The organism is Nitrospira sp. BLG_1 (assembly GCF_047338595.1).
Classification (GTDB): domain Bacteria; phylum Nitrospirota; class Nitrospiria; order Nitrospirales; family Nitrospiraceae; genus Nitrospira_D.
Map to the genome: position 1 here is coordinate 35174 of NZ_JBLFBO010000012.1, position 24019 is coordinate 59192.

General features: G+C 55.2%; 23 protein-coding genes. 13 read left to right on the plus strand and 10 right to left on the minus strand.

The annotated features are described in order from the left end of the window. Positions 1-2 precede the first annotated feature (2 nt). Complete coding sequence (locus ACMTNU_RS11710; RefSeq protein WP_413935440.1) at positions 3-1019, minus strand: alkaline phosphatase family protein; 1017 nt, start codon at positions 1017-1019, stop codon at positions 3-5. A gap of 333 nt (positions 1020-1352) precedes the next feature. Between ACMTNU_RS11710 and ACMTNU_RS11715 the strand changes: the two genes are divergently transcribed. The 3 genes from ACMTNU_RS11715 to ACMTNU_RS11725 all read left to right on the plus strand — a co-directional run bounded on the left by ACMTNU_RS11715 (position 1353) and on the right by ACMTNU_RS11725 (position 4031). Then, complete coding sequence (locus ACMTNU_RS11715; RefSeq protein WP_413935441.1) at positions 1353-2240, plus strand: hypothetical protein; 888 nt, start codon at positions 1353-1355, stop codon at positions 2238-2240. Positions 2241-2250: 10 nt separating this feature from the next. Further along, a complete protein-coding gene (locus tag ACMTNU_RS11720) occupies positions 2251-2700 on the plus strand; it encodes a hypothetical protein (RefSeq protein ID WP_413935442.1) in 450 nt (149 codons plus the stop codon). A gap of 62 nt (positions 2701-2762) precedes the next feature. Next, positions 2763-4031 (plus strand): hypothetical protein, encoded by a 1269-nt coding sequence (locus ACMTNU_RS11725; RefSeq protein WP_413935443.1) that lies wholly within the window; start codon positions 2763-2765, stop codon positions 4029-4031. Here ACMTNU_RS11725 and lon read toward each other — a convergent pair. After that, complete coding sequence (gene lon / locus ACMTNU_RS11730) at positions 4028-6424, minus strand: endopeptidase La (RefSeq protein ID WP_413935444.1); 2397 nt, start codon at positions 6422-6424, stop codon at positions 4028-4030. The two genes, ACMTNU_RS11725 and lon, sit on opposite strands and share 4 nt — an antisense overlap. A 315-nt stretch (positions 6425-6739) precedes the next feature. Here lon and ACMTNU_RS11735 point away from each other — a divergent pair, with 315 nt between their 5' ends. Both ACMTNU_RS11735 and ACMTNU_RS11740 read left to right on the plus strand, forming a co-directional pair. Beyond that, complete coding sequence (locus ACMTNU_RS11735) at positions 6740-7285, plus strand: NUDIX hydrolase (protein WP_413935445.1); 546 nt, start codon at positions 6740-6742, stop codon at positions 7283-7285. An 856-nt stretch (positions 7286-8141) separates the two neighbouring features. Further along, on the plus strand, positions 8142-8408 hold the full coding sequence (locus tag ACMTNU_RS11740) for a hypothetical protein (protein WP_413935447.1): 267 nt from the start codon (positions 8142-8144) through the stop codon (positions 8406-8408). Between the two features lie 246 nt (positions 8409-8654). On the opposite strand, the gene ACMTNU_RS11745 is transcribed toward ACMTNU_RS11740, so the two are convergent. From ACMTNU_RS11745 to ACMTNU_RS11755, 3 genes are all read right to left on the minus strand, one after another. Then, on the minus strand, positions 8655-9017 hold the full coding sequence (locus tag ACMTNU_RS11745; protein WP_413935448.1) for a PilZ domain-containing protein: 363 nt from the start codon (positions 9015-9017) through the stop codon (positions 8655-8657). Between the two features lie 240 nt (positions 9018-9257). Further along, complete coding sequence (locus ACMTNU_RS11750) at positions 9258-9617, minus strand: PilZ domain-containing protein (RefSeq protein WP_413935450.1); 360 nt, start codon at positions 9615-9617, stop codon at positions 9258-9260. Between the two features lie 210 nt (positions 9618-9827). Further along, a complete protein-coding gene (locus ACMTNU_RS11755; RefSeq protein WP_413935451.1) occupies positions 9828-10310 on the minus strand; it encodes a hypothetical protein in 483 nt (160 codons plus the stop codon). A gap of 177 nt (positions 10311-10487) precedes the next feature. Between ACMTNU_RS11755 and ACMTNU_RS11760 the strand changes: the two genes are divergently transcribed. From ACMTNU_RS11760 to ACMTNU_RS11770, 3 genes are read left to right on the plus strand one after another with little or no spacing between them, the layout of a single operon-like run. Beyond that, positions 10488-11201 carry an A/G-specific adenine glycosylase gene (locus ACMTNU_RS11760; protein WP_413935452.1) on the plus strand — a complete coding sequence of 238 codons (714 nt, stop codon included), beginning with the start codon at positions 10488-10490 and terminating at the stop codon, positions 11199-11201. A 10-nt stretch (positions 11202-11211) separates the two neighbouring features. Next, a complete protein-coding gene (gene mutT, locus ACMTNU_RS11765) occupies positions 11212-11616 on the plus strand; it encodes an 8-oxo-dGTP diphosphatase MutT (RefSeq protein WP_413935453.1) in 405 nt (134 codons plus the stop codon). After that, positions 11613-12329 (plus strand): 3'-5' exonuclease, encoded by a 717-nt coding sequence (locus ACMTNU_RS11770; protein ID WP_413935454.1) that lies wholly within the window; start codon positions 11613-11615, stop codon positions 12327-12329. The genes mutT and ACMTNU_RS11770 overlap by 4 nt, the downstream gene beginning before the upstream one ends. Before the next feature lie 12 nt (positions 12330-12341). On the opposite strand, the gene ACMTNU_RS11775 is transcribed toward ACMTNU_RS11770, so the two are convergent. From ACMTNU_RS11775 to mtaB, 4 genes are all read right to left on the minus strand, one after another. Further along, on the minus strand, positions 12342-13316 hold the full coding sequence (locus ACMTNU_RS11775) for a hypothetical protein (RefSeq protein WP_413935455.1): 975 nt from the start codon (positions 13314-13316) through the stop codon (positions 12342-12344). 88 nt (positions 13317-13404) lie between these two features. Continuing rightward, complete coding sequence (locus tag ACMTNU_RS11780; protein WP_413935456.1) at positions 13405-13542, minus strand: hypothetical protein; 138 nt, start codon at positions 13540-13542, stop codon at positions 13405-13407. Between the two features lie 422 nt (positions 13543-13964). After that, positions 13965-15296: a tRNA (N6-isopentenyl adenosine(37)-C2)-methylthiotransferase MiaB gene (gene miaB / locus ACMTNU_RS11785; protein ID WP_413935457.1), complete on the minus strand. Its 1332-nt coding sequence runs from the start codon at positions 15294-15296 to the stop codon at positions 13965-13967. Then, the gene (gene mtaB, locus ACMTNU_RS11790; RefSeq protein WP_413935458.1) at positions 15293-16720 is read right to left on the minus strand and encodes a tRNA (N(6)-L-threonylcarbamoyladenosine(37)-C(2))-methylthiotransferase MtaB; all 1428 of its coding nucleotides are present in this window, start codon (positions 16718-16720) and stop codon (positions 15293-15295) included. The genes miaB and mtaB overlap by 4 nt, the downstream gene beginning before the upstream one ends. A 35-nt stretch (positions 16721-16755) precedes the next feature. Between mtaB and ACMTNU_RS11795 the strand changes: the two genes are divergently transcribed. The 3 genes from ACMTNU_RS11795 to ACMTNU_RS11805 all read left to right on the plus strand — a co-directional run bounded on the left by ACMTNU_RS11795 (position 16756) and on the right by ACMTNU_RS11805 (position 19240). Then, positions 16756-17160, plus strand: a complete 405-nt coding sequence (locus ACMTNU_RS11795; protein ID WP_413935459.1) for a hypothetical protein — start codon at positions 16756-16758, stop codon at positions 17158-17160. A 266-nt stretch (positions 17161-17426) separates the two neighbouring features. Continuing rightward, on the plus strand, positions 17427-18713 hold the full coding sequence (locus ACMTNU_RS11800; RefSeq protein ID WP_413935460.1) for an AmpG family muropeptide MFS transporter: 1287 nt from the start codon (positions 17427-17429) through the stop codon (positions 18711-18713). A gap of 167 nt (positions 18714-18880) precedes the next feature. Further along, positions 18881-19240 (plus strand): hypothetical protein, encoded by a 360-nt coding sequence (locus ACMTNU_RS11805; RefSeq protein ID WP_413935461.1) that lies wholly within the window; start codon positions 18881-18883, stop codon positions 19238-19240. A 33-nt stretch (positions 19241-19273) separates the two neighbouring features. On the opposite strand, the gene ACMTNU_RS11810 is transcribed toward ACMTNU_RS11805, so the two are convergent. Next, positions 19274-19564, minus strand: coding sequence for a hypothetical protein (locus ACMTNU_RS11810; protein WP_413935462.1), 291 nt, complete (start codon positions 19562-19564; stop codon positions 19274-19276). Between the two features lie 88 nt (positions 19565-19652). Between ACMTNU_RS11810 and ACMTNU_RS11815 the strand changes: the two genes are divergently transcribed. Then, positions 19653-20024 (plus strand): DUF4359 domain-containing protein, encoded by a 372-nt coding sequence (locus tag ACMTNU_RS11815; RefSeq protein ID WP_413935463.1) that lies wholly within the window; start codon positions 19653-19655, stop codon positions 20022-20024. A gap of 278 nt (positions 20025-20302) precedes the next feature. Further along, the gene (locus tag ACMTNU_RS11820) at positions 20303-23845 is read left to right on the plus strand and encodes a vitamin B12-dependent ribonucleotide reductase (protein ID WP_413935464.1); all 3543 of its coding nucleotides are present in this window, start codon (positions 20303-20305) and stop codon (positions 23843-23845) included. Positions 23846-24019 lie beyond the last annotated feature (174 nt).

Below are 24019 nucleotides of genomic sequence, written 5' to 3' on the forward strand. Positions count from 1 at the left end.
AGTCAGCGCTTCTTGGCACGGGGTACAGGATGGCCGGCTGTGTCGGTATGGAAAATCTCCTCGATCACCTTGCTGTCCCATTCGGTGTGGGTCTCAAGCTGGAGCATTCGCATGACTGTCGCCCCGGTATCGATGATGGACACTGGCTGACGGATGACTTGGCCACGCGCGATCCCTGCTCCGGAAACGATCCAAGGAACGGCCGGTGTCTCGGCCTGTGTCACTTCCCCGCCGGCGTCGTTCCCCTTTGAACTCAAGGCTGTCACGAGGACGGTCGTGCGGTCCAAGAGATTATAGTGCTTGAAGAGGTCCAGGACGGACTTCATCGCAGCATCGACCGTCTTGAGGGCCTGTTGGTATTCCTTCGAATTCCAACCCTGGCTGACACCCGCTCGCCCTGCCTCCGGAAGATGTACCACCAACAAGTGCGGGAGGGCATGGACGGCATGGCCGTACCCGTGACCGCTTGCGGCCTTCTGGAAGTACTGTTGGATGTAGGCGACGAGCTTTTGCGCGCCGCACTCGGGGCGCAATGCACCGCAGAGTTGGTAGTCGGTGTAGGGAGCCGGTTTCGCGAGTTGATAGAGGGATTCGTCCATGAAAAAGACGGCGCTGTCTCGTCCCCCGCCGACATCCAAGTAATCAAAGAGGCTCGGGGCGCGTGGATAGCCTCGGCTGAATTCAAACGAATTCCAGGTGATCCCATGTTTCTCAACAGGCAGGCCGGTGACAAGTGATGCCATCATGGGAAGCCGTAACGCCGGCCGAACTGCGTTGGCCGACCAGGTCACAGACCCTTCCTTGACGAGCTTGCTGAGGACCGGCATGGCGCCGCTCTTGAGCGAGTCCTGGCTAAACCCTTCGAGGACGAACAGGATGACATGTTCTGTTATGGGATCGAGTGGAGCGGCTGCTTCCAAGGGAGGAGTCGCATAAGCGGGAGTATACCCTCCGAAGGCGAGACAGCAGGCTAGAAGGCCCCCCAGGAATGGGCGTTTTCGGGAAGTACGATGCATCATAACGTGACAATGATCCGGTTGTTTCATAGAGGAAAGAAGTACCCTAACATGCAAATTTTCCGGAAGGCAAGGTGGGAGACGGCACCCGCCGAATGCTGGCAGAACCATCGTTCCGGTGTTAAGCTGAATCCGTAAGGCTGATCATCTGCCGCTTACAGGCGAGAAGGGTCTGCGATGTCCGGTCGATTCGAGCCACCGTCGTTGTCCCTCCATATGGCTTTTTTCAGGGTTTGCCTTCTGGTTTTATGCCTTCTCATCACCGTTGCCGATTTCGCCGTCACACCTCCTGCCTGTGCAGAGCCTCGAGTCGTTAATGCCCAAGGCGAACATCGCATGGGCGACCGCGATACCCGAGAAGATGCGATCCGTCTCGCGACGGAGGCGGCCAAGCGGAACGCACTCGAACAGGTTGCCACGTATCTGGAGAGCGTGACGATTGTCGATGGCATGGACGTGACCAAAGACGAGATCCGCACGTATACGGCCGGCTTGGTGCTGGTGCTCAATCAACAGATCTCCACGAGTCTTGACGGCGATGTGGTAGTCATCAAGGCAGATCTTCTGGCGCAGATGGATACGGAGGAGGTCGCCCGCGCGATTACGGCGCTCCGGGAAAACGAAGATGCTCGTGTACAGTTGGCCGAGCTCAAGCAAGAAAATGAACAGCTTCAAGAAGAGCTCAAGTCGGTGAACCAGGTGCTGGGTAGCTCCGCCACACCGGAGCAAGTGCAGCAAGCCGCGCTTAAGCGGAAAGAAATTCTGGACCGTGTGCAGTCGAATGCGATGGTCTCGCAGGCCTGGACCAATTGGGTGCTCATCTCGCCGGTGGGAATTCCGCAAGGTCTTTTGAACAGCGCGACTGGTCTCTTCCCGGCCAATCCCCATATCGCTATCGCCCAACAGACTATCGCCTATCGGCAACCCCATACACCACCCGCTCCCCCGCGACCGGGAAGTTACCCCGGTCGGATGCCGAGCCATGAGTTGGTCCCGCCTCCTGGCGGATCCGCAGGGTCTCGTCCGTTCAATGAGACCATTTATCGGGCACCTTCAGGACAGCCTCAGGGTGATCGTCGACCGATGGGCCAACCAGGCCAATGGAGTGGTGGCGCAAAGCGATCGCCTCAAGCTCCACTATCAGCGGGTCCCCCTGCAGTGCAGCAGCCTGGCCCGCATTATCGGGGAACTCCGTCCTTTGGGGCGCCGGGGGGAAATCGCTAAGGTGGCACTGTTGAAGCAGAATAGAGGACTTGTTGTTATTGGTGTAGGTCTCTGGTTTGGGTGGGGACTTGTGGTTACCACGACTCCATCAGCCGAGGTTGGCTATTCCTCAGATCAATATTGGATTGGTAAGGGCCAAGGCGACCTCACCAAAGGAAGAGCGATCTGTCAGCGCGTGTCGGAGCTGTCGGCCCGGACTGATCTGGCCAAGCAGATCCGTGTGCTGGTTAAGGAACATATGATTGATCGAGTCCGTGAACGGTCGGGGCGTGAGACCGAGCAGGATATTGAACTGACGCGCGAGGAAATCGTGCAAGAATATTTACAAGATGTAAAGATCGTCGATCGCCGAATTGATGAAGAGAATAAAATTTGTACCGCCATCGCCGTGATGCCGAAACGTCAAGTACTGCCGAAGCTTCCCGATCACACTCCAAGCCCCTCTGATACCCATCAGTAACAGAGCTCGATCCGTACAGATCCGGTTGCAGTCCAGATTCGAGATCAGCTATGTAATCCCTTATGCCCCTCGAAAATAATTTTCAACACGATGAGTTGTCGCGCAAGAATCCGGGGGCGCGATTGAGCGTCGCTGATCTGACGGACATTGTCCCTCCAGATTCCCCAAAATGGGGCGAGGCGATGGCCCACTATGGCACGAGGCTGTCTCAAGCCGGTGTCACAAGCGTCGTCTTTCTCCATGGCTCGCTCCACGGGACCGATCTGTTTGGGATGCAGCGGTTGGATGACGCCGGTGGCCTGAAGCGGGGCTATTCACGCGGTGTGTCGGGAGTCGATGCCTTGCTCTCGGCTATGCGTGAGGAAAGCAACGGGATTCCGTTGCTGCCGGGCGGGCTGAAGCCGCCGCTTTCGAGCGATCCCGCCACGAAGCATCTCCTGGATGAACAGATCGGAGAGGCGGGCAATTTTACCGAGTCCTATGTCGAGTCGTTCCGAAAAACCCTGAACCAGAATCTCGCTCGTCCCATCTCCTGTCACAGGCTGCTCTGGGCATCCGAACACCACCATCTGGGGCGGGCACTTGCCGCCGTGTGGTTGTTGGATGAACTCCATAAGCGCTGCACAGAGCAAAATCCCGGAACCGGTCACCGAATTCTTGTCCAGGCGCATGGACAAGCGGGACTGGTTCTGGCGCTTGCGTCGAATCTTCTTTGCCCAAGCCCGATCACGGGACGACCCAAACTTCTCAGTGTGCTGAACAGCTATGCGCAACAGGCGAACCAGCCGGGGCTTGTCGAGACGATGAAACGCATCGAATCTTTGGTGGCAACGGCTACACTGCTGAACGGTGTTGCGCTCGACATCATCACCTTTGGCACACCGGTCCGTTACGGATGGGATATTTCTGGGATTGGGAAGCTCCTGCACATCGTTAATCACCGGAATTTGCGGACGGATGGGAAGAGTTGGTTGGCCAAGATGGAACTGCCTCAAATCACCATGGAGATGCCGATTGCCTGGGGTGGAGACTACGTGCAGGAACTGGCCGTAGCGGGCAGTGATGCCGTCCCTGCGACGGAAACAGCCAGGGTTGTGAACAAGATGGTTTGGGAGCTGGTCGAGCCCTATGATGGGTTTGAACGGTGGCTGGAATGTGCGAGGCGGGCGGTGCGGTTCCCTAGCGAAGGGCGGTGCATACTCGTTGATTATAAGGACAGCACCGGATCAACGAATCCGCGTGACCACTACTTCGGTCACGCGGTCTATACGCGCCGTCATGCGATGTTGTTCAACCTGACGCAGATCGTTCGTGCGTTCTACACACCTTAACAATTCTCCGTGGTGCTGGTAGTTCCTACAGGTTCGTTGCCGGTAGGGGCATCGTGAGAATCGGGATTGAACGCTGCCGGTAGGACCTCTTCAATCCGTTCGACAAGGATGAACGTCAGCTCATCGCGCACTTCCTGCGGAACATCCTTGAGGTCCTTCTCGTTCGCCTTCGGCAAGACGATCCGGTTGATTCCGGCGCGATGGGCTGCCAGCACTTTTTCCTTGATGCCGCCCACGGGTAAGACGAGTCCACTCAGACTAATTTCTCCCGTCATCGCCGTGTCGCTTCGCACGGCTCTGTTCTCGTACGCGGAAGCCAACGCGGTGGCCATGGTGATGCCGGCTGATGGACCATCTTTGGGAATGGCTCCAGATGGCACGTGGATGTGGACTCCGTTCCGCTTAAAGCGCGAGATGTCCAATCCCATGCTCTCGGCATGTGACCAGAGATAACTCCTGGCCGCACGCGCCGATTCCTGCATCACGTCGCCGAGTTGTCCCGTCAGGGTCAACTCGTGCCCCCCAGGGAGCAAGGTGGTTTCAATATAGAGCACATCGCCGCCGGTCGGCGTCCATGCGAGGCCTGTTGCGACGCCGGGAGGCAAATGTTTCCTCGCCTCTTCAGGCATAAACCGTTCGGAGCCCAACCACTCGCCAAGCATGTCGGTCCGTATAGCGACGGGCTGGCGCTCTTGACCGTCCGGGAGATCGGCGAATGTTAAGGCGACTTTTCTGGTCAACCGTCCCAGCATCTGCTCGAGCTGTCGCACCCCAGCTTCCCGTGTGTAGCGCGAGATCACAAGATTCAGCACTTCGTCCGTGAGCACCGCCTGGCTCTCTTGAATACCGGCTTCCTTCAACCGCCTGGGCCAAAGGTAACGGCGAGCGATTTCGGCTTTCTCGCGTTCGCTATACCCTTGAAGGCGAATCACTTCCATCCGATCCAACAGGGGTTGGCTGATGGTATCGAGCGTGTTCGCCGTGGTGATGAAAAACACCTTCGACAGATCGAAGGGAAGATCCAAGTAATGATCACGGAATGTGTGATTCTGGGCCGGGTCCAGAACTTCAAGCAGCGCCGACGCCGGGTCGCCTCGGAAATCGCGACCCATCTTGTCGACCTCATCGAGCATCAAGACCGGGTTGTTGACCCCTGCTCGACGGATCGCCTGGATAATACGGCCAGGGAGCGAGCCGACATAGGTGCGGCGGTGGCCTCGTAGTTCAGCTTCGTCATGGACGCCGCCCAGACTGAATCGCTCGAAGGTTCGGCTCATGGCTCGTGCAATCGATTGGCCTAGGCTGGTCTTGCCGACTCCAGGTGGTCCGACGAGACAGAGAATCGGGGCCTTGGCCTTTGGGTTGAGTTTCAAGACCGCCAAATGTTCGACGATCCGTTCTTTGACTTCCTTGATGCCATAGTGATCTTCCTCCAGCACCTTACGGACGGTGGAGAGATCAAGATGTTCCTCGGAGGATTTTCTCCAGGGAAGTTCAAGGACCAGTTCGAGGTAGGTTCGAAGGACCTGATGATCCGGTGAGGTGGGCGGGACTTTGCCTAATCGGGTGACTTCTCGCTCGACTTCTTTGCGGATATGATCGGGCAGGTCCGCCTCGGCGATTTGTCGCTTGAGGCGAGCCACTTCGTTCTCATCATTCTCGCCTTCGCCTAGTTCCTCCTGGATGGTCTTCAATTGTTCGCGCAAGACGTACTCACGCTGGGTTTTCCCGATTTTTGTCTGGGCATCTCGGGTGATCTTTTCACGAAGTTGCAAGATTTGTATTTCTTTCGACAGGGCGGCGTAGAGGCTGCGCAGGAGGTCGAGGGTCGACGCACACTCGAGCAGACGTTGCTCCTCCACCACATTGAGATTCACCAGAGAGGCGATACGATAGGCCAGCGCGACAGAGTCATCTTCATTACTCAATACGGCACCGATTTCTTGAATGGCAGGCGCTTGGATCAGTCTGGGCAACTCGGACACAAGTTCTTGAATGGCTCGGTGAAGTGCTTGCACCTCCGTTCCCTCGTCCGAAGGACGAGCGAGAGTCCGAACGCGCACGGTGGTGTAAGGAGCCGACTGTTCCTCCTTTAAAAGGACGACGCGATCCAGGCCTTGAACGAGGGCGTGGATGGTTCCCTCGGAGGCTTGGCCGATTTGCTTGATGGTGGCTTTTGTCCCGATGGAGTACAGATCAGCCAGCCCAGGTTCCTCGGTCTGGGGATCTCGTTGAGCCACGACGACGATCGTTTTTTCCTCCGTCTTCATCGTGGCATTGACAGCGGCGACAGATCGCTCACGCCCAATCGTCAGCGGCATCATGATTCCCGGAAACAGAACCGTGCGCTTGACGGGGAGTATCGGCAGTATCGATAAGACATTCTCTTCCATGGGCAACCATCCTTGCTGAACGTTCAGGGCATTATATCAACCCAATAGGTTGCGCTGCATAGAAGTCAAGAGGATGGAAGTGCCGGTCGCCGATAACGTATTGATAAATAATGTCTTGGAAGTATTAATTGGGGGGGGGGAAAGGATCATGAATGGCAACGGTCCAGACATCTGTCGGACTGGGTATTAGACTTTTGACGCAATGAGCAGTCGTCGCTGTGGGACCGACGTGCAAAGCCTGGGCGATTGTGTTATCCATGCCTACCAGTGCCGGCGATTTGTCCTTGGTAGTTAGAGAGTGGGAACCTATCGGCTATGAACTACTGCAGTCACTGTGGCGCGACCGTGACACACAAAGTTCCCGTGGGTGACAATCTTCCGAGGCATGTGTGTGACCAGTGCGAGCGCATTCATTATCATAACCCCAAGATTGTTGCGGGCTGTATTCCGGAATGGGAAGGCCAAGTCCTTCTCTGCCGTCGTGCGATCGAGCCACGGCTTGGACTCTGGACGTTCCCGGCCGGCTTTATGGAGTTGGGCGAAAGTACTGAGCAGGCGGCTGTGCGTGAGACGATGGAGGAGGCGCAGGCTGATGTCAAGATTGCCGGACTCTATGCCGTGCTCAGCCTACCTCATATCGGACAGGTCTACCTCGTGTTTCGGGGACGAATGACGGCGCCGACTTTCATGGCTGGACCTGAAAGTTTGGACGTCCGGCTCTTTTCACTCTCCGCCATCCCTTGGGAGACGATGGCCTTTCCAGTGGTCAGCGAAGCGCTGAGGCGCTACGTTGCCGATGCGAAGAACGGGGAGTTTCCAGTCCACCTTGGCAGCCTACCGGATCAGCCTCTGTTCGAGTAGGTACAGACAACATCTTGGATTCTCTGTCATCTTGATATAACAGCACCACTGTTGCACTACTGAAATGCGGGGCAGGGTGTGAGGCGGGAGGTTCGGTGAGTCTGGATAACTATGGACTTCTCGCCCGATAAGTGAGGCCCAGACTGGTACCCGCTGTAGCTTGGACTATGAGGTAGACACAGCTGTAATTACCAGGGCCGTGCGGGAGGTGCTCTATACGCTTACGCCATCGATCGATTTCATTGACGAGATCAAAACAGCGAATGCACGACAGAGAGATGCCCCCAAAGGCTATTGGTTGTGAGTGAACCCGGAGTCGTCCATCTTACCGTCAAAGTCCTAGGCGCTGCGCACCAACACATTTCGTAAGATATCAATTTATATATAGAAGTGTTCATATTTCTTATCCCTATTCTTTTTACCGCTGTTTAACCTCTCTTAATCTTGTTTCGGAAACCCACTTACGCTCCGTGCGCAAGCGCACTTCGTCCCGCGCAGACACGGCCTGAAAAATGGGACAATTGATCCATCAGAGAAAACCCCTCGTAGTAGAGGAGGCAGAAAGGTAGAAAGCGCAAGGCGCCGACCAGACAGGGAAGGGCTCGCCTGTCGCCCCAATTTGCCCGCTGGGAGGGGGTTGCCTTCGAGAGGGGGGAGGAGAGCCCAAAAGATCGTAGACGGCTCTCCAAGCGTTTAAATCGAAAACCCCGCCGACATTCTGGAAAACCGTTCTTTGGTACCGGTATGATAGAGGCTGACCACGGCGGCGCTTCGCGCCGAAAGATAGAGGCTGGGCGCGGCCCTACCGGGCCACCACACGACCTGTGATAAACCCCTCTTGATATGGGATGACGTGATGGATGAAGCTACGCCAGGCAGTCCCACGATCACCTCGTCGTCCACGTCGGTCTCGTACAGCCAGACCATCATTTCTTATCCGGCTTCAGCCACTCAACCGGGCCGGACGATTACGCTGACAAGTATCATAGAAACAAGCGTTCGATTCGATCTGGCGCTCAATCAACACGTGACCACCATCACCGGCGGCCTGTATCGTACGAACGAGGTGGGGCGGGACCCGCACGGGCCCCCGTCTGCTGACCCGTCTTCCTCCTCTGCCTGATACCGACTTCTCCCCTGTGTGGTATTGTGTCCGTTGCCAGTGGGGTGCGTCCGCCGCACCGGCTTTCCGCCTCCGGGCTTTCCCTGCTAGGCCCTGTTTCTGCGGAGGAGATCAAGTCGGAGGAAAAGGTTTCGGTTCCTATGGTGGATGCCAGAGCTAGCGATGTTCGTGCAGTGCACTTTGTCGCTATGGCTCAATCTAGTGACAGCATAATGGAGGTGCAGCTGAGAGGGAGAAAGGGAACCCTTATTCCAGCAGATACTCCAACCATTCGGGTTCTTTTTTTCGATCGGCTCGTAACTCCACTCCAAACCATCGCCCGTTCACCCAAGAGACGGTGGCTTGGGGAATGCAGAGCGGACTGTCCCGATCCGGCAGTTCGAGGAATAGACCGAGCTCCATGCCGACCTGTACATGTTGATTTCCTTGGATGCGGAATCCATATCGGCTCAGGTCGGTGATGGTGCCGTGTCCGATGATGATGTCGTTTCCTTCTGAACCGGAGTATCGTACTTTAAAGGTTCCTCCTATGCGAGGCTCTCGTCGGCGGTCAGAGTCGAGATGGACTGCCTCCTGTTTGGCTTTTGCTGTCGATTTCCACCACTTCACAGGTCTCTCCCTGCCTGGGTTACAAAGATGAATCGGCAATCCGCTGGTACAACTTGAGGGACATGAGGATGGCTTGCTTCATACTTCTTCGTCGGGAATGGGATCTGCCGCCAGGGGGCACACTCCGCCATGTTGAAGACGAAATGCACCTCCTTAACCAGTAGGTCTTCGTCGATAAGAATCTCGGGGGAACCCCAGTGCGGAGGCGGTGTCCGCATGGAGTGTGCCTGAGAGAGGCGGTCACTTCTTTGGCAGCTCACCTTTCGGCACGATCAGGGCCTGTCCTGCCGTGATGGTGAGCTGTTCCACCATTTGCTTGAGGCGTTCTTGGTCAGGGGCTTCAATTGTCAGAAATTCAACTCCAATACCTTGAGCTCCGGACCATCGAACCGTTCCCTTGCTGACATGGATTGGGGTGGTGTCCGCTTCAACTTGGAGAAACAGTTCGACCTGCATGCCGGTGAATGGGCGGAGGGTACTTTCCAACCGGCATCCTTTCAGTGAAAGGTCCTTTACCAGTGCGTTGTATCGCAATTTATCGCGTTGGACCAGCGTGCTGGGAGCTGAGACCGGGAATCGCGGAAATTTCCGAACAACCATCTCGTATACCTTTGACAGGTCCCGCTGCTGTCAATGCACGGGCCCTAGGCTTGTGAGGGTTCTACTACTGTGAAGCAATGAACCGGGTTCGATCACTCTACAGAGCAGGCTATGTGGTGAAGGCGCTCTTGTCAATGAAAAGCCCGATCTAAACAGCCGTAAAACAGGCGGGACTTGTGGACTGTTCTCCAGTGTGGTCGTCTTCTGGCATCACCAGCGGTAGCCCCAATAGCCGAAATGCCGGTACCCCCAATATGGGCGGTCGTACGGCGAGGCGTAGAACGCAGCGCTTCCAAAATGGAGACCTAAACCGAGTCCAAGTCCAAGGGCCGGTGACAAGGCGTAGCCATAGGGATAACCGTAGGAGAAGGGTACGACGCTGGTCATGGGGCGCTCCGCCAGCTGTCGTTGCAAATTGGTCGTCGCGGCAGATTGCCGGTCGAGTTGATCCTTGAGTTGACCGACGGTACTTTGCTGCGCCTGGAGTTTTCCTTCCAGCTCAGCGATTTTCTTTTGTTGCGCTTCCATGAAGGCATTCACGCAACGGGTTTGTGCGTCTGCTGTATAGGTCGAACATTCCCAAGGCACTTGGAGTGTTTCGGCTTCGGATGAAAATGGGGTGAGGATACTAACTAAAATTCCGGCGAAGACCGAGGCTCGCAACCATTGATCCCGGAAGGTTTCCCATTTCATAGCCTTCCTCCTGTGCAGCTGGTTAGAGGTTACCATGCGGATTTTACTTTGAACAGACGGCGTTCATTCTTCGGAGGGGGTGATCTGATGGGCGTGATCGAACGGCCTGTTTGATTTTTGGAGAACGAGACTTCTACAATGCGACCGGTCATGCGAGTGTGAGTATAGGTTCGGCACATGCCTGGGCGACGCATTTCCAAGAAGAAAAAATCACAAAAGGTAGCCCTCCCGGATCTTTCCGCCAAGCGTCGGTTTCAGCAGCGACTCTTGAAGTGGTATGGGGAGTATGGTCGAGATTTGCCTTGGCGAAAAACATCGGATCCCTATCACATCCTCGTATCCGAGGTAATGTTGCAACAGACGCAGGTTGATCGAGTCATTCCCAAGTACAGGGAGTTTCTCGAACGATATCCGAGCTTTGAGGATTTGGCCGAGGCACCGGTGGCTGATGTGAAGAAGACGTGGTACCCGCTGGGATACAACGTTCGTCCGGAACGATTGCACGGGATTGCCTGTGAAACAGTGGAACGGTATGGGGGAAAGCTTCCCAGCGATGCGGAGGAGTTGCTTTCGTTCAAAGGAATTGGGCGGTATACCGCGGGGGCGATTCGCTCCTTTGCATTCAATGAAGATGCCCCTATCCTCGACACAAACGTGATACGGGTTCTGCACAGAGTGTTTGTTGCCGAAGGGGATCCGAAAGCGCAGAAGCCGATGCTCTGGGAATTGTCGGAAGCTCTCATTCCTCCGAAGAAGGGATACGACTTCAATCAGGCGATCATGGACTTTGGGGCGATGGTCTGTACGGCGCGCGATCCTTATTGTCTGCTCTGTCCGATGAAGTCGTTCTGCAAGACCTATCCATTCAGTCCGATGGAACGGAGACCGTAGCAGGGTGCCTATGCAGGTCATAGAGGTGGCAGCTGGCCTGATCAAACGGAATAATCGCTATTTGATCGCTCGTCGGAAGGCCGGTGTTCATCTTGCCGGGTTCTGGGAGTTCCCCGGGGGTAAGCGGGAAGCCGGTGAATCCCTTGCGGACTGTTTGCGGAGAGAGCTATGGGAGGAACTCAGCATTCAGATCGATTCTCCCATCCGCTATCAAGTCATTCGGCATGAGTATTCCGACAAGGTTGTTGAGCTTCATTTCTTTCACTGCGCGATCGAACAGGGAGAGCCGGTACCTCTGGGATGTGAGGAAATTCGATGGGTCCTTCCGGAGGAACTGACGCAGTTTACATTCCCTCCGGCCGATTACGCCGTGATTCAGTCTCTGCAGCGTGAAGCCTTGGGAGTGTCGCGATGAAGGTTGTGCTCGATATCGAAACGGTCCAAGCGCCTCGTGAGGAGTGGGCTCGTCTTGTAGGGAAGCCTGCTGAATGTCAGGGCCTTGTTCCTGGGGAACCAGGCTACGACCTCTTTACGGCGGGTGCGGTGGAGGAAGCGCGTCGTGCGGACGATGAAGCGTACACGAAATCAGCGTTTGATGGGACGTTCAGCCGCATCGTCTGCATCGGCCTGCTGGAATTTTCCGATCAGATGGAGGCGCGCAGCGCCATTGCCTGGTACGGGGCGAATGAGCGCGAGTTGCTTCGACAATTTTGGGCCAGGTTGGCTCAGGACCGGCCGACTTTATACATCACGCATAACGGGCTGGGTTTTGATCTTCCTTTTATCAAGAAACGATCGATCATCAATCAGGTAAAACCCAGTGTTGAAATCAATCTTGCAAAATTTCGGACCGAGCCGGTGTATGACACGATGGCCATTTGGAGCAATTGGGATACGAGAGGCTGGGTCAAGCTCGATGTATTGGCCCGAGCACTACAGGTCGACACGAAGTCAGGTAGCGGGGAACAGGTCGCCGAAATGTGGGAGAAGCGGCAAGGACGCGAACTGGCGCAGTATTGCTTACAGGATACCTACGTGACCTATGCCTGTTACAGCCGCATGAATTTCCGCCAGCCGCTTTCCAGAGAAGTCATTCTGCTGCAACCGGAATTGTGCGACATCGGCTGAATCGATTGATGCTCAACGCGTCCGGTGCGCTTCCGCCGTTTTCTTCTTCGGTGCCGACGGAGCTGAGGCTTTGCTGGCCTTCAAGGCTTTGATTTCGTCCGTCCGCTGCCGGAGTTCCTTCTTGACCAACGTGGCTTCTTTCTTCAGCGTCGCAATCTCGGAATCTTTCAGTTTGTTGGCCTCCCGCGCTGCTCGGAGCTCGTCCAGTTTTCTGTTGAGCAATTCATCGGTGCTCAACTGGAGTGCGTCTGCTTCGGTCCTCGGGTGGGCTGAGGTTTCTGAAGGATCAAGAGAGGCCTCGTCGTCCCGCGACGGAAGGGTTTCTGCGACCCGAGTACTCGCTACAGATGAGGCAGAGTCTTTTGGAACGTCGGTTGCGACAACCGATCCAGGTGCCGAAGCCTTAGCAATCGCCTGGTAGTCGATTACCAGGGTCATGGCTCCCTTTCCCATCGCCACAAAGGAAGGGGCCTTTTCGATACGAGCGGCAGCTGGAAGAGAGAATCTCTGCCTCTTGTTCGCTTGTGCGGAAGCGATCGTCAGATAGAGGGACCCCTTGTGCACATAGAGGGTGCCCGCTGTGGGTTCAGCGCCTGACCCTGCCGATGAAAACACCTTGAAACCGACAATCTGCTCCGGTTTCGCTTCTGATAGACCTTGGGCTAGCAGGGGAGCAAGAAACTCGGCGTCTTCATCGCTGAATACTCTCATCGGCTTGCTGCCACTGGCGGGCATGTTGGATAACGGTTTGGTGGCGTCCTCGATTGCCACTCCTTTGACGACCGTGCGGATGGTCATCTGGTCGATCGTCGCCGGATGGCTCGCCTCAAACGACCAATCGGCGATGTCTTTGAGATAGACGGATCCCTTCGTGGTTTTCGCAACTTTTGATTCTCCTGAGAGCGTGGAACATCCGGTCACGATCAGGTTGATGGCTAGAAAGGCCCCGGCATACTGAGCACCGCGGAGGCTCAACCGTGCGTACATAGGAAGTCTCCTTCTGCTTGTACTATTCTCAAGAAGTATCATGACTCTGCGATGAGGCCCATGAGTTTTCGTATTTCTGAATACTGTGCTACCAAATGCCGAGGCCCATGAGTACCATGCCTATGGCCAACCAACCGACGACCCCGACAGAAATGATTGTTTCGAGCGTGATGCCAGAATCGGGCTGGTTGGGACCGGGCTTTGAATCAGAGTCTTGGGGTTTCATGACCGCTGCTCACCCACTTCGGTGCACAAGAAGTCGGACGTCGAGAGTACAGCAAGGTCCATGCCTTCTTGGTGTTTGATGGAGACGGTGGGGAGCGGTTGGTGGTCAGTTGCAATCTGTCTCTTATGGAGAGGTGCAGTCGAACAGAGAGCTTAAAGAAGCTTCCTGAAGGATTGCCATGAATCCACACGGAAAGTCATGGAGTTAGAACGGGATCACTCGTTCAGTAGGAAGGAGAGGGAGGGAAAGCATTGAGTGAGGAAACGATTCTAAGGATGGCGAATGCGAGAGGGACCGGAGAAGCGGGGGGGGAAACTTGTCAGAAAACCATCGGGAGATGTTGTCAGAAAATGTTCACTATGATGGGTGGCTGTACATAATCGAACGTGTGGATGAGTCGTCCCGTTGGTCGCCGCTAGACGTTATGCGCCATACAACGTTGCAGCAGAGGCGTCAACGATGTGTTTCGTCAGAAATGTGCCCGGCTCAGCGTGGCCGGTGTGTTTGTCCCAAACGACCGTGATGTTTCCGTCGGTTTTTCCCATACCCTGCGTTGAGGATCTGGTTGCATCGCCTTCGACCAAGACTTCTATGGTCTTTCCGATGTAGCGCCGGTTGCGCTCCGCCGTAATGGCACGTTGAATCTCGACCAACCTGGTTACCCGCTGGCCCTTCAGCTGATCCGGCACATCGTCGGCATACTTTCGTGCGGCAATCGTGTTTTTCCGTTCCGAGTATTTGAAAATATAGGCTGAGTCGAGCTGGGCCTGTTCCAGCAGGCGAACGGTAGCCTGGAAGTCTTCATCAGATTCGGAACAGAACCCACAGATGATGTCCGTGGTCAGGACAATACAAGGGATCGTCATCCGAATGCGCTCAACCAATGCCAGATATTCGGCTCCCGTGTAGGTTCGCCCCATCAGCTCAAGAATCCGATCGCTTCCCGCCTGAAGCGGCAGATGAATGTGCTTGCAGATCCTTGGATGTGTGGCGATGGCCTCGATCAGTGCCGGAGGAAAGTCTTTAGGGTGTGGAGAAGTAAACCGGACTCGTTCAATACCGGGCTGGTCTGCGACGGCGCTGATGAGCCTGGCAAAGTCCCATTCTTCATGACGGTAGGAATTCACATTCTGGCCAAGCAACGTGATCTGCTTGAACCCGCGGCTTGCAGCATCACGAGCTTCGAGCAGGATAGATTCAGGGTCGCGGGACCGTTCACGTCCCCTGGTATAGGGGACGACACAGAAGGAGCAAAAATTGTCGCAGCCTCGCATGACGGTGATCCAAGCATTGACCCCGTCATTGCGGTCCGGGAGGATCCCTTCATACGTCTCATACTCCGAAAGATCGAGCGCAAACCTCTTCCGCGCGAGTCCTTGTTCTTGGGCGTCCAGTGCCGTCGTCAACAACGAGGGAAGTTGTCGGTACGAATCCGGTCCAGCCAAGACATCGATGAGAGGCTCCTTGTCAGCCAGCTCGCTTTTGAGATTCTGAGCCATGCAACCAAGCACACCGACCACCAGCGGGCGTTGCTTTTTTACTGCCTTGAGCTCGGAAAGATGGAGATAGATCTTTTTGTGAGCATTCTCCCTGATTGCGCAGGTGTTGACTAAGACCACATCGGCCCGTTCACGGTCCTCAGTGAAGACAAACCCCTCCTGTTTCAGCATCGCACGAACGAGTTCGCTGTCGGATTCGTTCATTTGACATCCGAACGTTTCGATATGGACAAGAGGAAGGGTTTTTACACTCATAGCAGTGCCGGGGTCGAGTTCATTGTTTGGGCCGAGGCGATATGGCCGAATCCGTAGCGGTCTGTCGCAGCGGTAATCGTCACAGGCATGATCTGATTCTGAAGATCGGCAGAGTCTGTCACCGCCACTCTCGTAAAGTTAGGAGTGGTGCCGAATCGATAGGCGCTGCGGGTTCCGGCTTCGAACAGGACCGCCACTGTCTTTCCAATTTGCTTATTGTGAAAAGCCAGCCGCTTGGCACGATCCAGTTCCAGCAACAGATCGGTACGTTTCTTTATCGATGGCGACGAGACCTGCGGTTTGAGACGGGCGGCTGCCGTGCCAGGCCTGATGGAGTAGGGAAAGGCATGGATATACGAAAACGGAAGGTCCATCGCGACCGCGAGGGTGTTTTGAAACGCCTTATCCGTCTCTCCCGGGAATCCTACCATCAGATCTGTTCCAAGGCCGAGGTCGGGAATCTTGGCGAATGCTCTGTCAATTAATGCACTATACTCCTTGATCGTATGGCGGCGGTTCATGGCCTGTAAGATCTGGTCATCCCCGCTTTGCAGAGGAATGTGCAGATAGGGACAGAACTTTTTGGATGAGGCTAGGAGGTCGAGCAATTCGTCGGTGACGGTCGTGGGTTCGATCGACGAAATGCGAATGCGTTCAAGATCCGAGATATCATCGAGGCGGCGAAGCATCGTGAAGAAGTCAACGCCCTGCTGCCTGTATTGGCCGATGTTCACTCCGGTCAGCACAATCTCCTTATAGCCTCCGTCCGTCAGACTCCGGACCTCGCCGAGAATATCGTCAAGCTTCCGGCTACGCTCATGTCCCCGTGCGAACGGAATGATGCAGAAGCTGCACATGGCGCTGCAGCCGTCCTGTATCTTGAGTAAGGCCCGAGTTGAGTCGGGCTCGGCGAAGTAGGGCAGATCAAAGTCTTCTCGCGAGATCGTCTTAGTGTGGTGAACCTCCGCAGTCGGCCGTTTTTGCAATTCATGAGGGGGAGGAAGGTATGCCGGCAGGTCCAGTTTGAACTGCTGACCGACAATGAGATCGATCCCGGTTTGGTGGGTGAGGGTTTCCATCCCTGTTTGCGCGTAACAGCCGGTTACGGCAATGAAGGCATGGGGAGAGTGTTTCAGTGTTTTACGGATCAGGTAGCGCGAAGTGCGTTCAGCGTCCTCCGTCACGGAACAGGTATTGAGGATCAGCACATCGGTGGGTTGGCCGAACTCGACGAGCTCAAACCCCTTTCGCCTGAGTCCCTCTCCAAGGATCGAGGTTTCGGCTTGATTCAGCCGGCAGCCGAGCGTATGTAGAGAGGCACGGGTTGTTCCCATAGTGGTGGCATTATAGGGGGGGCGTGCGTCATCCAGCAAGGTTGCTTCGCCATCGACACCGCTCATTCCATCGCCATCTGGTGGCTGCATGGAGGGAACAACGTCGTCGAGTCTTGGTGTGACGGATGATGCAGGTGCTTGCCATTCTATCGGTTTCTCTGTGGCTTCTAGCTGGTTTCCCCTCCGTAGGGTGGGGGAAAGATACCCTTCCGGTTGAGCCTGATCTCAACTCTCGTGTTGATGAGCTCTACGACCATGAAGCCCGTCTGTTCATTCTCCTCTATTCCCTGAAAGGCAATGGGGAGATTGATTATGTGACTGGCCGACTGGTTCAGGAGTATTCGCGCAGCAGCTACGGCAATCCCGTGTATCAGACGGAAGTCCAGCCCTTGTTCTATTGGTGGAACCACACGATGTGGAGTGATCCTGAGGAGGACGGAGTCAACGGCAATGAACGGGTCTATCAAGAAAACACTGAATTCGATCTGTCTCGATACAAACCCTGCTTGTTTAATGGACAACCCTGTTAGCAGGATGCTGAAACGCCTTTCAGCCTCGTTCTCGCCTCGCTTTCAAGCGTGTGAAGCGTATCTCGTGAAGCGTCGTTCGCTAGGGAGATACGAAATACGAACAACGAGGTGCCGTCGTTCCTACGCTGGCCGATGAAGCCAGCCCAGCTTGTTTTGTGATTCTGCTGAGCTGCATCGGGAGGCGATGATATCCTGCGTTCCACTGAGGCCTATTTGCTGCTCATAGACCCGTCTAATTCTATCTGCTCTTATATGGGTGCGTTTCTGTGACCCACCACTCGTCCAGTTTTGCCGCATTACTGAATAAGCGCCTCATCGTGATGCTGCCCTTGGGGTTTCTATCCGGTCTTCCGCTCGCGCTCACATCGGGGACTCTCCAAGCCTGGTTGACGGTCGAGGGCGTTGATCTCAAGACCATCGGGATTTTCACCTTGGTCGGACTTCCCTATACGCTCAAGTTTCTCTGGGCACCGGTGATGGATCGTGTGGTACCACCCTGGTTGGGGCGGCGTCGCGGCTGGATGGTTCTGACGCAGCTCTGTGTGGCCGTGGCGCTTGGGCTTATGGCCCTGACCAATCCCAAGCTTCACCCAGGATGGCTGGCGGCCTATGCCGTGCTTGTCGCATTCCTTGCGGCCTCGTTGGACATTGTTTTCGACGCCTATCGAACGGACACGCTCCAGCCTCACGAGCGTGGGTTGGGTGCAGCCGTCTGGGTGAATGGCTATCGAGTCGCCCTCTTGGCCTCCGGAGCCGGGGCACTGGCGCTTGCCGATTATGTCGGGTGGCAGATGACGTACCTGGTGATGGCCGCCATCATGGTCGTTGGGGTGGGTGTTGTTTTACTCAGTCCTGATCCGACGTTGGTGGCCGCTGCTCCTAAGAGTCTGAAGGAGGCCGTCGGTGCTCCGTTGGCGGAGTTCTTTTCAAGGCCTACGGCACTGGGGTTCTTGGCTGTGATCGTCCTCTACAAACTTGGGGATGCCTTTGCCTCTGCACTGCAGACGGCCTTTCTGATTGGAGGGTTGGGATTTTCTGCGACCGAGGTCGGCGCTGCTAAGGGGCTTGGGATCTTTGCCACATTGATAGGAGCCTTTATCGGCGGACTCTTGATGACAAGGTCGGGACTTGTCCGGTCGTTGCTCATCTTCGGCGTTTTGCAGGCTGTATCGAACCTGGGCTTTGTCGTGTTGGCCTTGATGGGGAAACATGCCGGTGCGCTGACGGCTGCGATCGTGATCGAGAATGTGACAGGGGGCATGGGCACGGCTGCATTTGTAGCCTTAGTCATGTCGCTCTGCGATGCCCGCTACACAGCAACACAATTTGCGCTCCTGTCCTCACTTGAAGCGTTGGGCCGTGTGTTTGTCGGTCGTCCTTCAGCAGATCTCGTTGAAGTTGTAGGATGGACGCAATTTTATGCTTTAACAGCGGTGGCGGCGTTACCAGGCCTCTGGGCTGTGTGGCGAATCCGTCGTTCCATCGAGCCGGAGCAGAAAACGGCGTCACAGACTGCTGTGATGGAACCAGCTACTTTGCCTGTTTCCAAGTAAACAGAGGGACGAGTGTTAGTGGACTGCATCAGCTCGGCTCAGTTTAGTCGGTACGTATTCCGTAACCTACTGCTTTGATATCGCCCGTTGGAACACTGTCTGCGGCCAATGCTTTCGCATCAAGCAGAGCTAGGATTGCTTGAGCAGATGAGTAAAGGGTTCTGAGAATGACTCCAGTTCGTGCTGAAAAATCGTCTCCCAAAGTGAGTCTAAATGTAAATCGAGAAGGTTTTTCGATTCTTCAAAAAGGTGAGCCAGCGATCCGTGTTCTTTGGAGTGAAATAAATCAAATTCTGGCCTATAAGCGTGATCTTGTCACGGAAGATCTGGTTTGCTGGGACATTACCGTTACCAAAAATGAGCGCAGTCAAACCTATTCTTTACATGAAGAATTAGATGGGTTTGGATTATTAGTCGATTGCATCAGTCATGAGCTCACATCGTTTGATAAGACTTGGAGACAGAAAATCATTACACCACCGTTTGCCGAAAATTTAACCATTCTCTACCAGAAGAAAGAAAAGTAGAGCCAGGCTAAATTGCCAAGGAACGCTGCATTGCTACGATAGTCGTCGCTGTAGAAAGAGCACGAAGATTAGGAGCGTGGGCAGTGGAGCCAGGATGAAGGGCACGAGCCAGAGCCAGACGTTCTTGCCGCGGACGCGCCCTTGGTCGATCATCCAGACGAAGAGCCAGACCAGCAGGCAGGCATAGTTCAAGATGATCCATTGAGTCGTATGAGTCTTGAGGGCGCTGGTGGTCTCAGACACACCTTGGAAGAGGAAAATCCCTAATAACAGTACGAAGATGCCTAACAGGACTCCAACGAGTTTCTTGCTCCAGACAAACATCGTTCCCTCCAGACTCAATAAGACCCTGTGCACTCAATTTGGGCTAAGCTAATTGGCCCGACAATTGTTTGTCAAACTGTAGAGCATCATGAGTCTCCTTCGCTTGAGCGTGATCGTCCTTGCGCTGATCTTCTTGGTCGGTTTGGCTTGGTCAAACCCGACGATGGATGACTATTTGCACTTCGTTGAACTGGAATTGGGGAAAGCGATAGACCGAATGGACCAGGGTACATCGTCTCGGGAGCAACAGTTTATTCGGCAGGTGTTTCGAACGCAGAGTAAGAAGCTGCTGGAGTCGGTGGTTCGTCCGAATACGGCGCGACAGAATTGGGGAATGATGAGTCTGTATGAGGCACGGGTGGCAGGGACGAACGTCGTGGTGCTGGGGATCGGCGGCCGATTCATCCCTCTTCAAGGTGTCGAGGAAGCCACTCTGAAGATCGGCCGAATGGCCTTCTAAAAGAAAAAATGGCTGGGGTCATCTGCGGAGGTCTCATTTGGATGAGATTTTCTGTGGATAACCTCGCTACTATGTCACTGAAATAAGCACTGCCGTTCACGTCTCGACTATTCACAGCCTGTCCCCTCATTTCCCAAACATCCACAATACTTGGTGTTGACAAAAAAACATGCTAGCTATATGTAGGTGTCGCGTGCGATGAGTGAGTACCCCATACCGGTTATGAAGGCTTCGAACCAACCCATGGACCCTAATCCTTTTCCCCCTGGAGGACTACTGTGAGAATTGATCGCAAATTTACCCGCCGCGGCGTGAGTCCATATGAGGGATTGGCGTTCGTCAAACGGTCGTCCGAGATTCGAAACCCCGACGGCTCAACTGTCTTCAAGCTTGAGCATATCGATATCCCTGAGCCCTGGTCTCAGCTAGCCATCGACATTTTGGCGCAAAAGTACTTCCGGAAAGCCGGCGTTCCGCAGTGCGATCAGAGTGGCCAGCCGCTGGCTGATGCCGACGGCCAGCCGGTGTTGGGCGGCGAGCGGGATGCTAGGCAGGTCTTTGAGCGCATGGCCGGGTGCTGGACCCATTGGGGCAGGGCCTATGGATATTTCAAGACACCGGAAGACGCAGAGTCCTTTCATGATGAGATGTGCTACATGCTGGCGCACCAAATGGCTGCACCGAACTCCCCCCAGTGGTTCAATACCGGCCTGCACTATGCCTACGGATTATCGGGACCGGCTCAGGGGCACTATTACGTCGATCCGAAGACGCAGGAGGTGGTGAAGGCGACGAATGCGTTCGAACATCCGCAGCCGCATGCCTGTTTCATTCAATCGATCGAGGATGATCTGGTGAATGAAAACGGCATCATGGATCTGTGGGTTCGAGAGGCGCGATTGTTCAAGTATGGTTCCGGAACCGGGACGAACTTCTCGAGACTGCGCGGTGATGGCGAAGGTCTGTCCGGCGGAGGGCGATCTTCCGGGCTTATGTCTTTCCTGAAAATCGGTGATCGAGCGGCAGGAGCCATCAAATCCGGTGGGACGACGCGTCGAGCGGCCAAAATGGTCTGTTTGGATTTAGACCATCCTGACATCGAAGAATTCATCGATTGGAAAGTCATCGAGGAACAAAAAGTGGCGGCGATGGTGACGGGGTCGAAGATCTGCGCGCAGCGCCTCAATGCCGTCTTGAAGGCCTGTCATACCGTCGACGGGAATGGTGCGCTCCGGCTGGACCTCGATCGGAAGACGAATTCCGCTTTGCGCGAGGCGTTGGCGTCAGCCCGCCGAGAGATGGTGCCGGAGGCCTATATCCAACGGATGTTCTCCTATGCGCAGCAGGGGTTCACGCATTTTGTCTTTCACGAATACGATACCAATTGGGACGGGAAGGCCTATCAAACAGTCTCCGGCCAGAATTCGAACAACAGCGTCAGGATTCCCAACGAGTTTTTTGCCGCGCTCGAAGCCGATGCGGACTGGGAACTGAAACGGCGCACCAACGGCAAAGTCTGCAAGACCATCAAGGCCAGAGAGTTGTGGGATCGAATTGCGTGGGCGGCCTGGACCTGTGCTGATCCGGGGACGCAGTACGATACCACTATCAATGAATGGCACACCTGTCCTGAGGATGGCCGAATCAACGCCTCCAATCCCTGTTCCGAATACATGTTCTTGGATGACACGGCCTGTAACCTCGCGTCGCTCAATCTGACGAAGTTCTACGGCGCCGATGGGCAGTTCGAACTCGAAGAGTTCCGGCATGCCGTTCGGCTGTGGACGATCGCGCTGGAGATCAGCGTCTTGATGGCGTCTTTCCCGAGCCAGTCGATCGCCGAGAAAAGCTATCAGTTCCGGACGCTGGGGTTGGGGTATGCGAATCTGGGGACGGTGCTCATGCGCCAAGGTATCCCCTACGACTCGCCCAAGGCGTTAGCCATCTGCGGTGCCATCACGTCAATCATGACGGGGGAAGCGTACAGTGCATCGGCGGAAATGGCGGCGGAACTGTCGCCTTTCCCCGGCTACGCAAAAAATCGGGAACACATGTTGCGCGTCATTCGTAACCATCGACGGGCGGCCTATCAGGCGTCTCCCGAGGAATATGAACGGTTGACCATTGCTCCCGCAGGAGTCCGTCCTGAACATTGCCCCCCAGAATTGCTCCTGGCTGCCCGGAGGGCTTGGGACCATGCGCTTGAACTCGGGACTGCGTATGGGTATCGCAATGCTCAGGTGACGGTGATCGCTCCGACCGGGACGATCGGGTTGGTCATGGATTGTGATACCACCGGGATTGAACCGGATTTTGCATTGGTGAAATTCAAAAAGTTAGCCGGTGGCGGGTACTTCAAGATCATCAACCAAAGTATTCCACTCGCCTTGGCCAATCTCGGGTATACGGATCAACAGGTACGGGACATCGTCCATTATTGTGTTGGGGCCCAGACCCTCAAAGGCGCCCCCTTCATCAACCACGACACGCTTCGGCTGAAAGGTTTCGACGACACGGCGCTCGATCGTCTGGAGCGCAGCTTGTCGCAAGCGTTCGAGATTCAATTCGCGTTCAATAAATATACGTTTGGGGAGGCCTTCTGCATCGAGCAACTTGGTCTGACCGAGGTGCAGCTGAACGAGAAGAACTTCAATATGTTGAAGGCTCTCGGTTTTACGCAGGAAGAAGTCGCTGCCGCGAACGATTTCTGTTGCGGGACGATGACGGTCGAAGGCGCACCGCACGTGAAGGCCGAGCATCTGGCGGTCTTCGACTGCGCGAATCGATGTGGTCGTATAGGGCAACGTTCCATCGCCGTTGACGCCCACATTCGCATGATGGCCGCGGCACAGCCCTTCATCAGCGGTGCGATCAGCAAGACCATCAATATGCCGTCCGAGGCCACGGTCGAAGACGTCAAGGCATCGTATTTCCTTGCCTGGAAGAGCATGGTGAAGGCGGTAGCGCTTTATCGCGACGGGTCCAAGCTCAGTCAGCCATTGAGCGCGTCGTCTGATAGCGGGAAGGCGTTGGAGGCTGTGCCTGGTGTCTTGGAAATGGCTGAAAAAGTGACTGAGCGCGTGCTCGTCCGATATCTGGCCAAGCGGCGTCCACTCCCGAGTCGGCGGAATGGGTACACGCAAAAAGCCATTGTCGGGGGGCACAAACTTTATCTCCGAACCGGCGAATACGAGGATGGGACGGTCGGGGAAATATTTTTGGACATGCATAAGGAGGGAGCGGCGTTTAGGAGTCTGATGAACTGCTTCGCCATTGCCATTTCCCTTGGGCTTCAGCATGGTGTGCCGCTCGAAGAGTTCGTGGAGGCTTTCGTTTTCACCAGGTTTGAACCCAACGGGCCGGTGAAACTGAACGATCGGATCAAGATGTCGACGTCGATTATCGATTACATCTTCCGTGAATTGGCCGTCACGTATCTTGATCGATATGACCTTGCCCAGGTCAAAGAAGACGATCTGCGCATGGATTCAATGAAGAAAGACGACATGGATCCTGAATGCTTCGACGAGGAAGCCGATCTGAATGCATTGGCCAAGTCTTCCGTTGTCACAGAGCATCTTCCGATCCGTCGGAACGGCGGAAAGGGGAATGGCCATAGCCACGGAAACGGACACAGCGTTGCCCGGCAAGTGGAAATCATGCGGGAAACGCTGACGTTGACGGAAGTTCAAAACGCCAAGGATGCCAAGGTGAAAGGATATGAAGGGGATCCTTGTCCTGAATGCAAACAGTTCACGATGGTTCGGAACGGCACGTGTCTCAAATGTGTGAGTTGCGGTTCGACGAGCGGATGTTCGTAAGGGGTGTGCCACGATGCAAAGTAAGCGGCCTTCATCCTGTGTCGGGCATCGAAAACGACGTGTTCTACGGACTCGTGTTGGAAGCAAAAGACGCGTGATCAGGCTAACCAGGGTTGGAAAGTCCTGTCACACCCTGTCGCCGTGGCGAACTCAGGTGAATCATCACGGGGCCTG

Coding starts and splice junctions, on each gene's coding strand:
- ACMTNU_RS11710 (WP_413935440.1), bottom strand. CDS start 1,019: ATGATGCATCGTACTTCCCGAAAACGCCCATTCCTGGGGGGCCTTCTA.
- ACMTNU_RS11715 (WP_413935441.1), top strand. CDS start 1,353: ATGGGCGACCGCGATACCCGAGAAGATGCGATCCGTCTCGCGACGGAG.
- ACMTNU_RS11725 (WP_413935443.1), top strand. CDS start 2,763: ATGCCCCTCGAAAATAATTTTCAACACGATGAGTTGTCGCGCAAGAAT.
- lon (WP_413935444.1), bottom strand. CDS start 6,424: ATGGAAGAGAATGTCTTATCGATACTGCCGATACTCCCCGTCAAGCGC.
- ACMTNU_RS11735 (WP_413935445.1), top strand. CDS start 6,740: ATGAACTACTGCAGTCACTGTGGCGCGACCGTGACACACAAAGTTCCC.
- ACMTNU_RS11740 (WP_413935447.1), top strand. CDS start 8,142: ATGGATGAAGCTACGCCAGGCAGTCCCACGATCACCTCGTCGTCCACG.
- ACMTNU_RS11750 (WP_413935450.1), bottom strand. CDS start 9,617: ATGGTTGTTCGGAAATTTCCGCGATTCCCGGTCTCAGCTCCCAGCACG.
- ACMTNU_RS11755 (WP_413935451.1), bottom strand. CDS start 10,310: ATGAAATGGGAAACCTTCCGGGATCAATGGTTGCGAGCCTCGGTCTTC.
- ACMTNU_RS11760 (WP_413935452.1), top strand. CDS start 10,488: ATGCCTGGGCGACGCATTTCCAAGAAGAAAAAATCACAAAAGGTAGCC.
- mutT (WP_413935453.1), top strand. CDS start 11,212: ATGCAGGTCATAGAGGTGGCAGCTGGCCTGATCAAACGGAATAATCGC.
- ACMTNU_RS11770 (WP_413935454.1), top strand. CDS start 11,613: ATGAAGGTTGTGCTCGATATCGAAACGGTCCAAGCGCCTCGTGAGGAG.
- ACMTNU_RS11775 (WP_413935455.1), bottom strand. CDS start 13,316: ATGTACGCACGGTTGAGCCTCCGCGGTGCTCAGTATGCCGGGGCCTTT.
- ACMTNU_RS11780 (WP_413935456.1), bottom strand. CDS start 13,542: ATGAAACCCCAAGACTCTGATTCAAAGCCCGGTCCCAACCAGCCCGAT.
- miaB (WP_413935457.1), bottom strand. CDS start 15,296: ATGAGTGTAAAAACCCTTCCTCTTGTCCATATCGAAACGTTCGGATGT.
- mtaB (WP_413935458.1), bottom strand. CDS start 16,720: ATGCAGCCACCAGATGGCGATGGAATGAGCGGTGTCGATGGCGAAGCA.
- ACMTNU_RS11795 (WP_413935459.1), top strand. CDS start 16,756: ATGATGCAGGTGCTTGCCATTCTATCGGTTTCTCTGTGGCTTCTAGCT.
- ACMTNU_RS11805 (WP_413935461.1), top strand. CDS start 18,881: ATGACTCCAGTTCGTGCTGAAAAATCGTCTCCCAAAGTGAGTCTAAAT.
- ACMTNU_RS11810 (WP_413935462.1), bottom strand. CDS start 19,564: ATGTTTGTCTGGAGCAAGAAACTCGTTGGAGTCCTGTTAGGCATCTTC.
- ACMTNU_RS11815 (WP_413935463.1), top strand. CDS start 19,653: ATGAGTCTCCTTCGCTTGAGCGTGATCGTCCTTGCGCTGATCTTCTTG.